Genomic DNA, 16,417 nt, shown 5'->3' on the forward strand with positions numbered 1-16,417 from the left:
CAGATTTCTAGTAATTCACTGGCCGAAACAGCCGCTTAGGCCAAATTGGACCGACCCCAGAAGGTAGGCTTAAGGCTCAAAGACTTTCATAAAGAGGTGATTTCTCTGTCAGGCAACACTGAAAACGAGAACGGTTTTGGCGCAAACGACTGGTTAGTCGACGAAATGTATGCGCAGTACAAGGCAAACCCTGATTCCGTGGACAAGGCCTGGTGGCCAATTCTCGAGAACTACAAGCCGACCGAAACTCCTCACGCAACCACAGGTCCGGTGGCTATTCAGCCAGCCGCACCAGCTGCACCCGCCGTGTCGGCCGCACCAGCTGCTCTCCCAAGCGGCTCGGCATCGGCGGTCGTGGCCAAGACAACTCGGGTAGAGGCAAAACCACAGCCAATCCCGGCTCAGGCTCCGGTCACCGGACTAATCAACACCGTAGATTCAGAAGAAGTTGAGGAAGCCGATCAGGTCAACATCCTGAAGGGAATGTCTAAGGCTTTGGCGGCAAACATGGACGCCTCACTTGAAGTTCCTACCGCTACTTCGGTGCGCACCATTCCGGCCAAACTATTGATTGACAACCGAATCGTAATTAACAGCCACCTGTCACGAACTCGCGGTGGCAAGGTTTCTTTCACTCACATCATTGGCTACGCGATTATTCGCGCGCTAAAAGAATTTCCAAGCCAGAACGTTTACTACGACCTAGTTGAGGGGCGCCCGGCTGCCGTTCAACCGGCACACATTAACTTTGGTCTGGCAATCGACATTCCAAAGGAAGATGGCACTCGTGCACTGATGGTGCCAAACATCAAGCGTGCTCAGCGACTTAACTTTGCCGAGTATCTAACTGCTTACGAAGACTTGGTTAAGCGTGCGCGCGAAAACAAGTTGACCGCTGGTGACTTTGCCGGTTCAACAGTTTCACTAACCAACCCAGGTGGAATTGGAACCGTGCACTCGGTACCTCGCCTAATGAAGGGTCAGGGTTGCATCGTTGGTGCAGGTGCACTTGACTACCCCGCAGAATTCTCTGGTCTATCTGATGCGCAGCTTTCAAAGCTTGGCGTGAGTAAGACCATCACACTTACCTCTACCTACGACCACCGCGTTATTCAGGGCGCCGGTTCTGGTGAGTTCCTAAAGAAGGTTCACGAACTGCTACTTGGTGAGCGTGGCTTCTACGACGAGATCTTTGCCGACCTGCGCATTCCATACGAGCCAGTTCGCTGGGTTACCGATTTTGATCGTAACGAGTCAGACGACCGCGCCAAGGAAACTCGCATTCAGGAACTGATTAACGCGTATCGCGTACGCGGTCACCTGATGGCCGATGTTGATCCGCTGGAATACCAGCAGCGATCACACCCAGACCTAGACATCTTGAACCACGGCCTAAGCCTTTGGGATCTTGACCGCACCTACAAGACCGGTGGTTTTGGTGGCAAGCCAAAGGCCGAATTCCGCGAGATCTACAAGATTCTTCGTGACAGCTACTGCCGCACCGTTGGTGTTGAATACATGCACATCCAGGACCCGGCTCAGCGCAAGTGGTTCCAAGACAAACTAGAGCGACCATATGCGAAGCCTTCACGCGAAGAGCAGCTGCGAATTCTTGAGAAGCTAAACGAGGCCGAAGCCTTTGAAACTTTCTTGCAGACCAAGTTCGTTGGTCAGAAGCGTTTCAGTCTTGAAGGCGGCGAATCAACAATCGCCGCGCTTGATGAAATTCTTCAGGAAGCTGCGAATTCCCAACTTGAAGAAGTCGTTATCGGTATGGCTCACCGCGGTCGCCTAAATGTACTAACCAATGTGGCCGGAAAAACTTATGGTCAGGTTTTCAAGGAATTTGAAGGCAACACCGATACCAAGTCTGTTCAGGGTTCAGGTGACGTGAAGTACCACCTTGGCACCGAGGGTACCTTCACCAATATGGAAGGAAAGCAAGTTCGAGTCTCACTTGCAGCAAACCCTTCACACCTTGAAGCCGTGAACCCAGTGGTTGAGGGTATTGTTCGAGCCAAACTTGACCGCACCCATTCGGTTTCGAATGAGGCTTACCCAGTACTGCCGGTAATCATTCACGGTGATGCTGCCTTTGCAGGTCAGGGAGTTGTTCCAGAGGTTCTGAACATGTCCCAACTTCGCGGATACAAGACTGGCGGAACAATCAACATCGTGATTAACAACCAAGTTGGTTTCACCACCCCGCCTTGGGAATCACGTTCAACTGTTTACGCCACCGATGTCGCCAAGGGAATCCAGGCCCCTATCTTCCACGTCAACGGTGATGACCCAGAAGCTGTAGTACGTGTTGCACGACTAGCTTTTGAGTTCCGTCAGGAATTCAAAAAAGACGTGGTTCTTGACATCATCTGTTACCGTCGCCGCGGTCACAATGAAGGTGACGATCCGTCGATGACTCAGCCTCTGATGTACAACCTAATTGAAGCAAAGCGTTCCGTGAGAACTCTTTACCTTGAATCACTTGTTGGTCGAGGCGACATCACGCGTGAAGAATTCGATGCCGCGAATGTTGGATTCCAGAGCCGCCTCGAAAGTGCCTTCACTGAGGTTCACGAGGCAATGATTGCTGCCCCTTCACTCCCAACCCGTCCGGTTGGAATCGGTACCACAGCCAGCGATCACCCAACCATCGAAAAGGCAACTGCCATTTCTCGTGATGTCGTTGAGTTGATTGGTGATGCGCACAATAACCAGCCTGCTGGTTTCCACGTTCACCCTAAGTTGCAGCAGCTACTGACCAAGCGGGTTGAGATGAGCCGCGAAGGTGGCATCGACTGGGGCTTTGGTGAGCTTCTGGCACTGGGTTCTTTGCTCTTGGAAGGCAAGACCGTTCGAATGGCCGGTCAAGACAGTCGTCGCGGAACTTTTGTTCAGCGTCACGCGGTGTTCCACGATCGCGAAAACGGTCAAGAGTGGATGCCGCTTCGAAACCTTTCCGCAGATCAAGCCAAGTTCTACATTTACGACTCATTGCTGAGCGAGTACGCGGCAATGGGTTACGAGTACGGCTACGCAGTCGAAAACCCAAACGCTTTGGTGCTTTGGGAAGCCCAATTTGGTGACTTCGCCAATGGTGCACAGACCATCATCGATGAATTTATATCTTCGTCCGAGCAAAAGTGGAATCAGCATTCTGGTGTGGTTCTGCTCTTGCCACACGGATACGAAGGTCAGGGCCCTGACCACTCTTCAGCCCGCATCGAGCGCTACCTGCAGTTGTGTGCTGAAAACAACATGACTGTGGCTCAGCCTTCGACTCCTGCCTCGCACTTCCACCTTTTGCGTCGCCAGGCTTACTCGAACCCTAAGCGTCCGCTGATTGTCTTTACACCTAAGTCCATGTTGCGCCTCAAGGCAGCTTCATCTTCGGTTGAAGAATTTACCAATGGAACTTTCCAGCCGGTGATAGATGATCAGCAGGGACTAGACAAGAACAACGTAAAGCGCGTGCTGTTCTGCTCGGGCAAGGTTTACTGGGATCTATTGGCAGAAGCGCAAAAACGCAACGATGGCACCACCGCAATCGTTCGAGTTGAGCAGCTTTACCCAACCCCGGTTGATGAAATCAAGGCAACCTATGCTCAGTATCCAAACGCAGAGCTAGTTTGGGTTCAGGATGAGCCGGCCAACCAGGGACCTTGGACCTACATCGGTCTGTTCTTGCCTCGCTACATGAATGGGCAGGTTGCCAAGCTTGTCTCTCGACCTGCCAGCGCCTCTCCGGCGACCGGCTCTGCGAAGCGTCACGCTGTTGAACAAGCGGATCTCATTGAACGCGCCTTTAGCATCTAGTCATGTCAACGGAAACTAGACGCGATGTGCGCATCGTCATTTTGGGCGATGCAATCATTTCAGCGGCTGGAGATCCTAAAGGCATGGGTTGGGTTGGCCGGGTAACCTCAAAGACGCCGTCCAGTTTTCCTCGCATCGACATCTTTGCCCTACCGGCTCCTGATGAGACAACATCCATGTTGGCCGAACGCTGGCAAGCAGAGGTGCAACGTCGATTTAGCGCCGAGACTGAAAATAAACTTGTCATAGCGCTAAGCAACCACGACCCGGCGGCCGGAATTTCAATTTCTAGAAGCAGACTAAACATAGCCACCATCATTGATGAAGCTAAGCGCGCAGGAATCGAATCATTTTTGGTTGGCCCTACTCCTCACCGTAATAAAGAATTAAATGGTGAGGTCGAGCACTTGGCTTCTGGCTTCGAAGATGTAGCGGACCGTCGTGGAGTAACTTTTGTGGACTGCTTCAGACCCCTGGTTGAGCACGAGGGCTGGAACCTAGAAATTGAAACCTCAGAAAACGGGCTACCTGGTCAAGTGGGTCACGGACTAATCGCCTGGCTAGTTCTTAATCGCGGTTGGTATGAATGGTTAGGTATACCAGCGCCAGAATAAAAAATCCGCACTCATTGAGTGCGGATTCTTATTTAAGCCTTTAGTGGGGAACGCCTCTTTGAATGTCTCGAATTCGATTCATGATTGAATCTGCAAGATCTTGAGGAGGCATTTCGGCACAAGCGCGACTAATCGCGTTGTTCAATACATTTTCGACATCGTAGTCACCCTCGCAACTATCGCAGTTTGCTAGGTGTGCCGTGATGTCCTGTAGCTCTTGATCTGAGAGCTCATTGTGCAGATATTCGTGCACGTGGCGTTTGGTTTCTTCGCAATCAAATTCAGCCATTATGCGACTCCTTGGTTCTTTTCATTCGCTTCACTGTCGGAAACGTCGTATCCCTCTTGACGCGCATAATCGGTCAGGAGTTTCTTTAGTAATTTCTTTCCTCGGTGCAGACGGCTCATGACCGTGCCAACCGGGGTTCCCATAATTTCTGCGATTTCAGAATATGGAAGGCCATCTACCACCGCGTAGTAGACAACCATGCGAAACTCTTCTGGAATTTCGTTAAGAGCTGTCTTGATGGTTTCAGATGGAAGATTATCAATTGCTTCAAGCTCGGCGGAACGAGTTGAAAGCGCAGTTACAGATTCAGCGGAACCCAACTGCCAATCCTCTAGATCGTCTAGGCCACCCTTGGCCTGATCTTTGGCACGCTTGTTATACATGTTGATGTGCGTGTTAGTCATGATGCGGTAGAGCCACGCCTTGAGATTTGTGCCCTGCTGGAACTGACCCCAGGCAACAAATGCTTTCGCGAATGCCTCCTGAACCAGGTCTTCGGCATCAGAGGGGTTTCGAGTCCAGCGTAAGGCTGCTCCATACAGTTGCGGCATCAGCGGCAGTGCCTGCTGCTCAAATTCTTGGATTTGGGTCTGCTTGGCTTGTTCTTCAGTGGTCTTCATCTTCTTTGAGTTTAGCCTTACGCCCTTCAACGGGTTGGTAAAGCCAGCACTGGAGGCTACAAAAGGCGACATAGTAACCTTGAACCAATGACTTCCAAGACCTATTCCCAGCCTGAGCGCTGGTTAGCCCCCGTGGCTAGCGGACCGCTCGACGCAAGCGTTGAATTACCTGGGTCTAAGTCGCTAAACAACCGTGAGCTGGTGCTTTCCGCTCTAGCCAAGGAGCCAACGCTGCTGACCGGCACCCTGACCTCACGGGATAGCTCGCTGATGATTGACGCCCTGCGCTCGCTAGGCACTCAAATAGATGTCGACACCGATGGCAGCGTTCTGGTCACCCCCAAGCCATTTGACCGGTCAGCGACTATTGATTGTGGCCTCGCCGGCACCGTAATGCGCTTTGTGCCACCGGTATCGGTGTTGGCAAATGGCGACATCAAGTTTGATGGCGACGAGGGCGCCAGGCGTCGCCCAATGCACACCACCATCAACAGCCTGCGAGCTCTGGGCGTAGCTGTCTCAGACGAGGGCGCCGCCGCCCTGCCTTTCACCGTGCACGGAACAGGCAAAGTGGCCGGCGGTGAAATAACTATCGATGCATCGGCATCCAGCCAATTTGTTTCAGGTTTACTTTTGGCTGCGGCTCGCTATGAGAATGGTTTGACACTGCGCCACGAGGGTGAGCACCTGCCATCGATGCCACACATTGAAATGACATTGGATTGTCTGCAAAAACGCGGTGTAAAGGTTTCATCTCCGGAACCCGCTGTGTGGCGGGTTGAGCCGGGTGAAATTTCTGGTGGAACGGTTGCGATTGAGCCGGATCTTTCAAATGCCGGCCCGTTCTTGGCTGCCGCGATGGTGGCCGGTGGAAAAGTGTTCATTCAGGGATGGCCGGAGTCAACCACCCAGGTTGGCGACGAGTTTGATGGCATTCTGCAGCAAATGGGAGCAAAAATAACTCGTCACGTTGGCGGGCTTGAAATTTCTGGGACCGGCGCGATACACGGACTAGACATCGATCTTTCAATCGGTGGCGAACTTACTCCAGTAATCGCTGCCCTGGCCGCGATCGCAGATAGTCCAACTGTTATACGCGGGGTTGCACACCTACGCGGGCACGAGACAGATCGCCTTGCGGCACTTGCGGCTGAAATCAATCGCCTCGGTGGAATCGCGCGTGAAACTGCTGATGGTTTAGAAATTGATCCAAGTAATAATTTGCACGGAGCGCTTTGGCGAACTTATGAGGACCATCGCATGGCAACCGCGGGTGCCATAATCGGGCTTCGCGTTCCTGGAATTGAAATTGAAGACATCACAACAACTTCAAAAACCATGCCAAATTTTGCTTCGATGTGGATGTCGATGCTAGGAACACAAGCTTGAGTTGGCTCTACGAGCCAGAACCAGGTCAAAACGATCTGGACGAAACCGATGTTCGGGTTCGACCAAACCCAAAGGGAAATAAGCCCCGCACCAAAAAGCGTCCCGAGTACGCAGAAGCTCCACTGGGACTGGTGCTTGGTGTTGATGTTGGGCGCTATCGCGTGTTAATTGATGGAGAAGATCGCGTAGTAAACGCAACCATGGGCAAGGAGCTTCGCAAAACCGGAGCCGTTGTTGGAGACCGCGTTGCACTAGCCGGTGACACATCGGAAAATGAGGGCGCCCTTGCTCGCGTGGTGCGAATTGAGCCGCGTACTTCCTTGCTGCGCCGGAGTGCCGATGACTCTGACCAGGTTGAGCGTGTAATCGTTGCCAACGCAACCCAGATGGTGATTGTGGTGGCGATTGCCAATCCAGAGCCTCGAACACGCTTGATTGACCGGTACCTAGCGGCAGCTTACGATGCCGGGCTCAAGCCAATCCTGGTAATCACCAAGACAGACCTTGCCAACCCCGATGACTTCCTCGCAAACTTTGCCGGCCTGAGTATTCCAGTGGTCTTGAATCGCTCCGACAAACCCGCGCTTCCGCAGCTTCGTGATTTGCTTGCCGGTCAGACATCGGTGTTTGTAGGCCACTCCGGAGTTGGTAAATCAACCTTGGTGAATTCTCTGGCGCCGCACGCAATGCGCGCCACCGGTGGCGTAAACGTGGTCACCGGTCGAGGTCGTCACACCTCCTCATCTGTGCGTGCGATTCGCTTAGACGAGTCGTTCAATGGTGGCTGGATTATTGACACCCCGGGCGTTCGCTCATTTGGGCTAGGTCACGTCAAGCCAGAGAATCTGCTGCGTTCTTTTGAAGATTTATATCAGGTGATTGAGACCTGCCCTCGTGATTGCTCTCATTCCGCGGATGCCCCCGACTGTGCTCTTGACGAAGCAATTGAGGAAGGCACGCTAGGGACAAGCGGCGCTGCACGAGTTGACTCACTGCGAAGACTTATTCAATCAATCGCAAATAACAGCAGCGAATAAACTGAGCAGATGAACTATCAAGCAGATCTAAATCTTGCACTGGAACTTGCTGACATTGCCGATGCAATTTCGCTTCAGCGTTTCAGGGCCCTTGATCTGCACGTTGAAGATAAGCCAGACCGATCGCCGGTTACCGATGCAGACCGTTCGGTAGAACAGGCGCTGAAAAAGGTTTTGGCAGAGAAGGCACCGGCCGATGCCCTGATTGGTGAAGAATTTGGAAGCACCGGTTCAGCGTCAAGAACTTGGATTATTGACCCGATCGATGGCACAGCAAACTACCTTCGTGGTGTGCCGGTGTGGGCAACGTTGATTGCCCTGGCCGTAGACGGAAAGCCGCTGGTCAGTGTGGTGTCAGCACCCGCCATGGGGCGACGCTGGTGGGCCGCTCCCGAGGTGGGCGCTTTCACGAAAGACATCGATGGAGCGGTTCGGGAACTCAAGGTTTCTGCAATTGGCGCTTTGGAAAACTCGTCGCTCAGCTACAACAACTTGCAGCTCTGGGATCAGGCGGGAATGCTGCCGCAGCTCACTGAACTATCGCGCAAAATCTGGCGCACCCGCGCCTATGGCGATTTCTGGAGCTACATGCTGCTGGCCGAGGGGGCGCTGGACATAGTTGCCGAGCACGACCTCAAGATTTACGACATCGCGGCGTTGGTGCCGATCGTTGAGTTGGCCGGCGGACAGTTCACCGCTCTGGATGGGCCACTGACCGCCGAGAGCTCATCGGTGTTGGCTACAAACGGCAAACTACACCAGGCGGTTGCCGGGCACTTTTAGTGGCTTGTAAGCGCTCTTGTGCTAATGTCATTACATGTTGTCAAAGCATGGCGACTGTAAACATTGGTATTTGGAATGGCTATGAATCAGGTTGAACAGATTCTCCCGATTGGAGTATTCATGGACCTGGACCGCTCGGGTCCTATTCCCCTGTACTTTCAAATCGCTCAGCGCATCGAAAAGGCAATTCTCAGTGGCGATTTACCCGCTGGATCAAGACTTGAAAACGAAGTTTCACTTGGTGAGCGCCTTGGGCTAAGCCGGCCCACTGTTCGTCGCGCGATTCAGGACTTGGTTGACAAAGGGCTTTTGGTAAGACGCCGCGGCATTGGCACGCAGGTCGTGCACGGGCAGGTTACCCGAGGTGTTGAGCTGACTTCGCTATATGAGGACCTGTCACGCAGTGGACAAAAGCCATCTACCAAAATTTTGGAATACAAAAAGATAAAAGCAGATAGCAAGATTGCCGAAAAACTTGGTGTTGAGCCAGGCTCTGAAGTGCTTTACATGCGCCGGCTTCGTGCGGCCGACAACGTTGCCGTTTCAATTATGGAAAACTGGCTGCCAGCAGAATTCTCCGACATTTCCGAGTCCGAACTAAATCAACATGGTCTCTACCAAATTCTGAGATCCCGCGGCGTCACCATTCGAGTCGCAAAACAGAAAATTGGTGCTCGCAAAGCCAGTCAGCAGGAATCCGCTGACCTAGCTATTGAAAAGCAAGCATCGCTGCTAACCATGGACCGTACTGCATATGACAACTCAGGTCGAGCAGTAGAGTTTGGTCACCACTGCTACCGCCCTGACCTTTACTCTTTTGAGGTCACTCTGGTTGAAAAATAAATTCGACAAATTAAAAATCTACCCGGCATTACTGCCGGGTAGATTTTTTTCGATGAGAGTAATGCTATTTGTAGAAGTCTGGCTTTGCAGCGTACTCTACGTTTTGTAAGGTGCCCGTATTTAGTGCTTTCACACCTGCCTCTACTGCTGCAGCAGCGAGGTAGCCATCCCAGGCTGATGGCCCATCGATTTTCCCCTGCTTAGTTGCAGTGACCCAGCGTTGAATCTGCGAGTCATAAGCAGCGGCGAATCGAGTCTTGAAAGACATGTGTTCCTGAGTTGAAATCTGACCATTGAACCAAGTGGTCATGCCGCTTGTGCGACCAATCTCTGCAATTCCGTTTTCGAAAACTGCCTCTGTCTTTACCTCATAACCAAACTTCACTGAAACGTTCATTTCAACTGTGGCAAGGACTTCTGACTTAGTCTTTAGTAGCACCAAAATTGGATCGCTAAACCCTGAGTGATTGTTTGAGTTGCGCTTCATGTGCTTAACTTCAACGGTTTCAATCGGAGAGTCAGTCAAGAAGCGAACAACATCAATCTCGTGAACCACTGAGTCAAAAATCAACATGTCGTTGTGGTAACTTTCAGGCACAGAAGGGTTTCTGTGGGCACAGTGCAGACCAAGCAACTCCCCTTGATCCTTGCTTGAGATCAATGACCTTAGGTTTTCGTAGCCAGCATCAAAGCGGCGCATGAAACCAACCTGAATGAACTGCTTGCCAGTTGCAACTTCAGCCTCAACCATACGCAACGACGATGCTGCATCAGGAGTAAGTGGCTTCTCACAAAGGATTGGAAGGCCGGCTGCCAACGCCGGCAACAACACTGGCTCGTGGAACTGACCTGGAGTTGCAATTAGAACGGCGTCCATTGCCTTGTCGGCAATTGCAGCCTCAACATTTGGGTACCACTTGGCAGCTGGAGCGTTTTCCATCGCTGACTTGGCGCGACCTTCATCTGGCTCGACCACTGCAGTCACGATTGCGCCGTTGATGCGATTTTGGATTCTAATAATGTGGTCTGCACCCATAAGGCCCGCGCCGACAACACCGATTCTTAGTTCTGACATTTAACTCTCTCTTGATTAACGAACTCGAGCAGCGTGTGTGCAACTCATGATGTGCTTTAGGGTGCGGTCGGCTATGGGTGCTGGGAAGTCAACGTCACAGCCGTACATGTCTTGCTCGACAATCGCGAACATTTCAGGGTTGATCTGCGCTGCCTTTTCAATGATTGGAGCGAACTCTGGCACGCCCTCGAAGCCAGGCTCAGTCATTACTCCCCTAGCAACTGCGTCAACGAATGGCATGTCGTTCTTTAGTGCCTCGGCAAGAATGTCAGGGTGTACCTGCTTTAGGTGCAGGTAGCCAATGCGCTCTGGGTAAGCGTTCATCAACCTGACGTTGTCGCCTAGGTAGTAGGCAAAGTGACCGGTGTCTAGACAGAGGTTGGTGTATTCCTTGCTTGTCTCCTGCAGGAAACGCTCTACCTCGGCGTAAGTTCCAATGTGGCTGTCTGCGTGCGAGTGGAATTGCTGGTGAATTCCGTATTCCTCAAGCAAGGCCTTGCCAAGCTTGTCGTGCCCCGCGGCCAACTTCTTCCACTGGTCGTTATCAAGCACGCGTGATTCAAGCACCTCTGCAGTGGCATCTGAACGCCAAAGGTCTGGAATTACTACCAAGTGCTCTACGCCCAGCTTTGATACAAGGCCGGCAACATCTAATGCCTGATCCCAAGCGCGCTTCCACTGGTCATCGCCCTTGTGGAATCCGGTGAAAACAGTTCCGGCCGACAGCTTTAGGTCGTGTTCGGCAAGAACATCGGCCAGTTGGTTTGGATCGGTTGGTAGATAGCCGAATGGTCCTAGCTCAATCCAGTGGTAGCCAGCAGCCTGCACTTCATCTAGGAAGCGCTCCCAAGGAACCTGCTTTGGGTCATTTGGGAACCATACGCCCCAAGAGTCTGGCGCTGTGCCAACACGAATTTGCTTTGTCATAGCAACAAATCTAACCCAGACAGCCTGGCCTAGCGCCCCAATTGAGCAATTCTAGATAACACTTTTATAAACGATTGTGCATCGAATTCCTGGGCAAAAAGTGCTACTTCCCAGTCTTTATAAGGCCTATAGCCCCGTTGAGCCCTAGAGTATTTACTTGCTCGTGCTAACTTTTGGCTTGCCCGTGCTAGTTCGAACCACCAATTTGGAGCTGGTCAAGATCTGCTGCGATAAGTACTGCTGCCCTTTGATTCGGGCAACAATGTCATCGACGGCTGCCTTGGCAATTTCATCCGGATCTTGCCGCACCGTAGTCAGGTTCAAGAATGGCAAGCTTGCGACTGTATCGTCATAGCCAACCACTGAGACATCTTCAGGAATTTGAATTCCGCTTTGAATAAGGCGATAAGAGAGACCTAAGGCAGCCTGGTCGTTGTTGCAAACGATGGCAGTGGGTAGGCCACGAGTTATGAACTTATCAGCGGCCTTAGAGCCGCCTTCTTCAGCGAAGTCCCCCTCAATCTCCACAATCTGGGTTGGTAACTTGTGTCGCTTCATGGCTGACAGGTAGCCCTCGAGGCGGAACTCGGAGTCAAGCATGTCTTTTGCGTAAACATAGCCAATCTGCCTATGGCCAAGTCCAATCAAATAGTCGACAGCTTCGGCAACACCAACTTCACCATGAGATGACACCATGCCGCAGCGAACGCCCTCGAGCCGTCGACCAACACTGACCAGCGGAATGTTTCTTGCCAATTTTTGAATTGCAGTTTTGCTTTGCTGTGAAGAGAAAAGCACTAGGCCTTCGCATCGGTGGCCCAAGAGCTCCTGAATTGCACTTTCTTCTTGGTGGTTACTTGAAACGGAACTCAAAAACAAACGGTATCCGGCGGCATGCGCGTACTTGTAAAGTGCGGGAATCAATTCACCCATTGAGGATTCATTGGGTCGAAACATAACCCCGATGTAATTTGAGTTGACACTTCTCAAAGAACGAGCTGCAAGGTTTGGCTGGTAGCCAAGTTTCTTAGCCGCGGCCCGTATTTTGGCCTCGGTGGCTGCTCCAACACCAGGCTCGCCTCGAAAAACTAGACCGACCAGCTGGCGCGAGACCCCGACCTCTGCCGCAATGTCTGCCATGGTGGCATGGCGGATCTCACTGTTACTCTCTTTTTTGTCCACGTTTTTGGCCATGTGGCAATCCTAGTAAAAAGCAATCCCTCGGCCTGCTAGAAGACCGAGGGGCTTTAGTGCTGAAATTGGCAGCTTACTGGTGCTTGGCAATAAGTTTTTCAATTGCCTCACGCTGGTAGATAGACATCTCACGCGCGTTTTCATTCTCGGCAAAAACACTCGAACACATGATGCTGTTTGGATTGTCAAGGAAGCCATTGGCCTTTAGCCCCTGGAACATCTCGTCAAAGTTAACATCTCCGGCACCGATTCTTAGGTGCTGGTGCACGCGTACCGCGTTACCCGGAGGGTTGGTGATGTAACGCAAACCATGTGATGCCGTGTGGTCCATAGTGTCACTCATGTGCACGATACCCACGCGACCCTTGGCGACTTCCAGAATCTTTGCCGGCTGGTTTCCCATGTGGAAAGTATGCGAGGCAACGTAAACCATTCCAAAGTTCTTTGAGTTTATGCCGCGAATCACTCGCCAAGCAGCAAGCCCATTTTCTACAAAGTCATCTGGGTGTGGATCAATGAAAACCTTGATGCCCTCTTTTTCAATAATTGGAACAAGCTCTTCCATTGAACGGTAGAAAGCACGCTCTGATTCCTCGGCGCGCTCGGGGCGCCCGTTGAACTCGGTGCCAATGGTATCTACGCCAAGATCAGCCGTAATTTGAATCACTCGCTTCCAGTAGCGCACCGCTGCTTCACGAACATCTTCATCGGGACCTGACCAGCGAAGCACTGGCAGCGTGGAAGCAATTTGAATGCCTGCATCTTTGACTGCTTTCTTGAGCTGTTTGACAAGGTCATCGTCACCTTTGGGGTGATTGAAGAAAGGAATTAGATCCGGGTGCGGAGTCATTTGCAGGTACTTGTAGCCTAGGTCTGCTGCAAGTGCTGGGAATTCCAACAGCGAGTGAGTGCTGTGGAACGGGGTTGGGTCCAGAGCGATTTTTACCATTTATTTACTCCTTTGTAATTGCGTAACTTTAGCGCGGGATGTTTACTTGCGGTCTGCTGCGCCGTTACCTAGCAACAACTTTTGCTTTTGCTTTGCTTTGTCATAACCCACGTAGGCCCGCTTAGTGCTATCAAGATCAGAAATTGGCATTACTGGCACATCCCACCAACCTTCGCCATCTGGTGCGTAGATGAGCGGGTCGTTATTTATGTGAATCAGAACTGGACCACCGGTGTGCGCCTTAGCCTTCTTAACGGCAGCCTTTAGATCGCTTATTGAGCTAGGTCCGGGCTCAACGCGAATCACTTTGACGCCGTAGCTCTCAGCATTTGCGGCTAGGTCGATTGGCAGCAGGTCACCAGTTTCGTGATTGTTGCCAGCCTCATCGCGGTAGCGGTACTTGGTTCCGTACCTTTGCGAACCAACGTCCTCAGAAAGGTGCCCGATAGACGCGTAACCGTGGTTTTGAATCAGCACGGTGATGAACTTCAAACGTTCTGCAACCGCGGTCACTAGTTCGCTGTGCATCATTAGGTAAGAGCCGTCGCCAACCATCACGATCGCATCGCGAGTCTTGTCGGCACGCGCAACACCTAGTCCTGCTGCAATTTCGTAGCCCATGCAAGAAAACGCATACTCAACGTGGTAACCAAGGTCGTCACGCACCCGCCACAACTTGTGCAAGTCACCCGGTAGCGAACCAGCTGCGCAAATTACGACGTCACGTGGATCAGATGCTGCTTGAACCGCACCGATAATTTCTGGCTGACCAGGTAGGTCACGTTTTTGATCTTCAAATGCAGCATCAACCGCTGCATCCCAGATTGACTTCTGCTTCGTGTACTCAGTCTCGTAATCGGCCGCTACGCGGTAGCCAGCAAGCTCTTCGGCAAGTTCATTGATTGACTCACGTGCATCGGCAACCACTGGAATAGCAGAGCCGTGCTTGAAAGCGTCAAATGAAGCAACGTTGATGTTGATGAACTTTACTTTTGGATTCTGGAACGCGGTACGGCTAGCGGTGGTGAAGTCACTGTAGCGAGTACCAATGCCGATGATCACGTCGGCCTCGGCCGCAATGCGGTTAGCGGCTGTAGTTCCGGTGGCACCAACGGCACCTAGGTTTTGTGCGTGATCCCAAACCAGCGAACCAACACCCGCCTGTGACATTCCAACCGGAATTCCAGTTTGCTCAACAAACTTGCGCAGATCGGTGTTGGCATCTGAATAAATAACTCCACCACCGGCAATGATCATTGGGCTCTTTGCGCCACGGATTGCCTTGGCAACTTCGGCGATGATGCCACGATCCGGGCGTGGGCGGCGAATGTGCCACTCGCGATCGGCTAGGAATTCCTCTGGAACATCAATCTCTTCTGCCTGAACATCTTCAGGTAGTGAAATGGTCACCGCACCGGTCTCTACTGGGTCGGTAAGCACACGCATCGCACCAAGCAAAGCAGAGTAGATCTGCTCGGGGCGAGTTACGCGGTCAAAAAATCGTGACAGTGGCTTGAAGGCATCATTCACAGTCAAGCTTGCATCGTTTGGTTGCTCCAACTGCTGCAACACCGGGTCAGCAACGCGATTTGCGAAAGTATCTGAGGGCAAAAGTAAAACCGGCAGGCGGTTGGTTGTTGCCACTGCCGCAGCGGTGAGCATGTTTGCTGCACCAGGGCCCACCGAAGCCGCACAGGCAAATGTTGAACGACGACGAGTCATTCGTGAGAAAGCGATGGACTCATGCCCCATGGCCTGCTCGTTGCGAGCTTGGTGAAATGGCATCATCTTTGGATTGGTGACAGAAAGTTGTTTTAGCGCCTGACCAATACCAGCAACGTTGCCATGACCAAAGATTCCGTAGACACCCTCGATGGTGCGCACACGGATGTCGCCGTCGACGGTGTACTGGTGGGCTAGGAATTCAACTATTGCCTGACTTACAGACATTCTGCGAGTTGCCATTTACTTACTTTCTTTTGCCTATTTTGTGTAAGGAAGTCTTGGATCTGGATCCTGGTGATGCCAGGTTTCACGAACCCAGGCGTGATTTGGATCATCGGTGATGTTCCAACTTCTATCTGGGTCTGGGCCTGCCATCACATTAAAGAAGTAAAGGTCTGCCCCTGGCGCTGCGGACACAGGTCCGTGCCAACCCCAAGGAACAAGACCCACATCACCTGAGCGAACCTCTGCAAGAACGTCGTACTCGCGTTCGTCAGAAGCATAACCGCGCAGGTATCCAACGGGATCAGAATTTGCGGGTGCGGTGACAGTGCGTGAAACAGCGGTCTCAAAGTAATAAATCTCTTCAAGGTTTGATTCAACGCCTGGCACGTAGGTGTCGTGCTTGTGAGCCGGCACGCCAGACCAGTTTCCGGCCGGAACGATTACCTCAACCACGATGAAGCGGTCGGCATCTAAAGTTTCAGGAACGCCAAAGTTGTGTACCTGGCGACTTTCGCGACCGGCTCCACGAACGAAAACCGGCACTTCCTCTGCCTTGATGTAGCGCACCGGCTTGGTGTTTTTTGCTGGAGCCTCACCAACGGCAACTCGTCCATCACCAGAGATTTTTACCTCGGTGTCCACAGGTACATAAATTAAGTCGGCTGGGCCGTGAAACACCGATACCCGGCCGTTCAAGAATTGAGTCTTAAACGATGATTCGCCCGCTTCGCGATATTCAACCGTCAGACCCTTGCCTTCGAGCGGAAAGATAATGCGTTCGACTCCGTCGGCAGGGATGTGAAATGAATGCCCTTCAAGCAGGGTGCCGACCTTTAGGCCGGTGTGCTGCCAACCCTCTATCGAGGAGTCAACAACTACGTCCCAGCCATCTTGGCTGAGCTCACCCTTCTTGAAGAACCAATTCATTTCT

At 52.1% G+C, this 16,417-nt stretch carries 14 protein-coding genes; 6 read left to right on the forward strand and 8 right to left on the reverse strand.

Going from position 1 to position 16,417, the window contains the following annotated elements:
• Nucleotides 1–96 precede the first annotated feature (96 nt).
• Together RHOLA_RS04740 and RHOLA_RS04745 are read left to right on the forward strand one after the other, a co-directional pair.
• Nucleotides 97–3,816 (forward strand): multifunctional oxoglutarate decarboxylase/oxoglutarate dehydrogenase thiamine pyrophosphate-binding subunit/dihydrolipoyllysine-residue succinyltransferase subunit, encoded by a 3,720-nt coding sequence (locus tag RHOLA_RS04740; protein WP_227818769.1) that lies wholly within the window; start codon nucleotides 97–99, stop codon nucleotides 3,814–3,816.
• Between the two features lie 2 nt (nucleotides 3,817–3,818).
• Entirely contained in the window at nucleotides 3,819–4,430 is a 612-nt protein-coding gene (locus RHOLA_RS04745; RefSeq protein WP_038502742.1) for a GDSL-type esterase/lipase family protein, read from the forward strand.
• 40 nt (nucleotides 4,431–4,470) lie between these two features.
• Here the strand turns inward: RHOLA_RS04745 and RHOLA_RS04750 are convergent, their stop codons facing one another.
• Both RHOLA_RS04750 and RHOLA_RS04755 read right to left on the reverse strand, forming a co-directional pair.
• Nucleotides 4,471–4,719, reverse strand: a complete 249-nt coding sequence (locus tag RHOLA_RS04750; protein ID WP_038502744.1) for a zf-HC2 domain-containing protein — start codon at nucleotides 4,717–4,719, stop codon at nucleotides 4,471–4,473.
• Nucleotides 4,719–5,339, reverse strand: coding sequence for a sigma-70 family RNA polymerase sigma factor (locus RHOLA_RS04755; RefSeq protein ID WP_174376651.1), 621 nt, complete (start codon nucleotides 5,337–5,339; stop codon nucleotides 4,719–4,721). The genes RHOLA_RS04750 and RHOLA_RS04755 overlap by 1 nt, the downstream gene beginning before the upstream one ends.
• 87 nt (nucleotides 5,340–5,426) lie before the next feature.
• Between RHOLA_RS04755 and aroA the strand changes: the two genes are divergently transcribed.
• The 4 genes from aroA to RHOLA_RS04775 all read left to right on the forward strand — a co-directional run bounded on the left by aroA (nucleotide 5,427) and on the right by RHOLA_RS04775 (nucleotide 9,391).
• Nucleotides 5,427–6,728, forward strand: coding sequence for a 3-phosphoshikimate 1-carboxyvinyltransferase (gene aroA / locus RHOLA_RS04760; protein WP_038502747.1), 1,302 nt, complete (start codon nucleotides 5,427–5,429; stop codon nucleotides 6,726–6,728).
• A complete protein-coding gene (gene rsgA / locus RHOLA_RS04765; RefSeq protein ID WP_038502750.1) occupies nucleotides 6,725–7,765 on the forward strand; it encodes a ribosome small subunit-dependent GTPase A in 1,041 nt (346 codons plus the stop codon). Before aroA ends, rsgA begins: the two co-directional genes overlap by 4 nt.
• 9 nt (nucleotides 7,766–7,774) lie before the next feature.
• Entirely contained in the window at nucleotides 7,775–8,548 is a 774-nt protein-coding gene (locus RHOLA_RS04770; protein ID WP_038502753.1) for an inositol monophosphatase family protein, read from the forward strand.
• Between the two features lie 81 nt (nucleotides 8,549–8,629).
• A complete protein-coding gene (locus RHOLA_RS04775) occupies nucleotides 8,630–9,391 on the forward strand; it encodes a GntR family transcriptional regulator (protein WP_038502754.1) in 762 nt (253 codons plus the stop codon).
• A 64-nt stretch (nucleotides 9,392–9,455) separates the two neighbouring features.
• Here RHOLA_RS04775 and RHOLA_RS04780 read toward each other — a convergent pair whose 3' ends face one another.
• The 6 genes from RHOLA_RS04780 to iolB all read right to left on the reverse strand — a co-directional run bounded on the left by RHOLA_RS04780 (nucleotide 9,456) and on the right by iolB (nucleotide 16,413).
• Entirely contained in the window at nucleotides 9,456–10,466 is a 1,011-nt protein-coding gene (locus RHOLA_RS04780; RefSeq protein ID WP_038502757.1) for a Gfo/Idh/MocA family protein, read from the reverse strand.
• Nucleotides 10,467–10,481: 15 nt separating this feature from the next.
• On the reverse strand, nucleotides 10,482–11,393 hold the full coding sequence (locus RHOLA_RS04785; protein ID WP_038502760.1) for a sugar phosphate isomerase/epimerase family protein: 912 nt from the start codon (nucleotides 11,391–11,393) through the stop codon (nucleotides 10,482–10,484).
• A gap of 153 nt (nucleotides 11,394–11,546) precedes the next feature.
• Complete coding sequence (locus RHOLA_RS04790) at nucleotides 11,547–12,587, reverse strand: LacI family DNA-binding transcriptional regulator (RefSeq protein WP_051636287.1); 1,041 nt, start codon at nucleotides 12,585–12,587, stop codon at nucleotides 11,547–11,549.
• A gap of 73 nt (nucleotides 12,588–12,660) precedes the next feature.
• Complete coding sequence (locus tag RHOLA_RS04795; protein WP_038502763.1) at nucleotides 12,661–13,536, reverse strand: sugar phosphate isomerase/epimerase family protein; 876 nt, start codon at nucleotides 13,534–13,536, stop codon at nucleotides 12,661–12,663.
• A 42-nt stretch (nucleotides 13,537–13,578) separates the two neighbouring features.
• Nucleotides 13,579–15,501 carry a 3D-(3,5/4)-trihydroxycyclohexane-1,2-dione acylhydrolase (decyclizing) gene (gene iolD / locus RHOLA_RS04800; RefSeq protein WP_038502765.1) on the reverse strand — a complete coding sequence of 641 codons (1,923 nt, stop codon included), beginning with the start codon at nucleotides 15,499–15,501 and terminating at the stop codon, nucleotides 13,579–13,581.
• Nucleotides 15,502–15,519: 18 nt separating this feature from the next.
• Complete coding sequence (gene iolB / locus RHOLA_RS04805) at nucleotides 15,520–16,413, reverse strand: 5-deoxy-glucuronate isomerase (protein ID WP_038502766.1); 894 nt, start codon at nucleotides 16,411–16,413, stop codon at nucleotides 15,520–15,522.
• Nucleotides 16,414–16,417: the final 4 nt, after the last annotated feature.

Source organism: Rhodoluna lacicola (genome assembly GCF_000699505.1).
GTDB classification, from domain to species: Bacteria; Actinomycetota; Actinomycetes; order Actinomycetales; family Microbacteriaceae; genus Rhodoluna; species Rhodoluna lacicola.

Bases quoted from the DNA above. Each gene is read 5' to 3' on its own strand.
- RHOLA_RS04745 (WP_038502742.1), top strand. From the start codon at position 3,819: ATGTCAACGGAAACTAGACGCGATGTGCGCATCGTCATTTTGGGCGAT.
- RHOLA_RS04775 (WP_038502754.1), top strand. From the start codon at position 8,630: ATGAATCAGGTTGAACAGATTCTCCCGATTGGAGTATTCATGGACCTG.
- RHOLA_RS04780 (WP_038502757.1), bottom strand. From the start codon at position 10,466: ATGTCAGAACTAAGAATCGGTGTTGTCGGCGCGGGCCTTATGGGTGCA.
- iolB (WP_038502766.1), bottom strand. From the start codon at position 16,413: ATGAATTGGTTCTTCAAGAAGGGTGAGCTCAGCCAAGATGGCTGGGAC.
- RHOLA_RS04755 (WP_174376651.1), bottom strand. From the start codon at position 5,339: ATGAAGACCACTGAAGAACAAGCCAAGCAGACCCAAATCCAAGAATTT.
- RHOLA_RS04785 (WP_038502760.1), bottom strand. From the start codon at position 11,393: ATGACAAAGCAAATTCGTGTTGGCACAGCGCCAGACTCTTGGGGCGTA.
- iolD (WP_038502765.1), bottom strand. From the start codon at position 15,501: ATGGCAACTCGCAGAATGTCTGTAAGTCAGGCAATAGTTGAATTCCTA.
- aroA (WP_038502747.1), top strand. From the start codon at position 5,427: ATGACTTCCAAGACCTATTCCCAGCCTGAGCGCTGGTTAGCCCCCGTG.
- RHOLA_RS04750 (WP_038502744.1), bottom strand. From the start codon at position 4,719: ATGGCTGAATTTGATTGCGAAGAAACCAAACGCCACGTGCACGAATAT.
- RHOLA_RS04790 (WP_051636287.1), bottom strand. From the start codon at position 12,587: ATGGCCAAAAACGTGGACAAAAAAGAGAGTAACAGTGAGATCCGCCAT.
- RHOLA_RS04770 (WP_038502753.1), top strand. From the start codon at position 7,775: ATGAACTATCAAGCAGATCTAAATCTTGCACTGGAACTTGCTGACATT.
- RHOLA_RS04795 (WP_038502763.1), bottom strand. From the start codon at position 13,536: ATGGTAAAAATCGCTCTGGACCCAACCCCGTTCCACAGCACTCACTCG.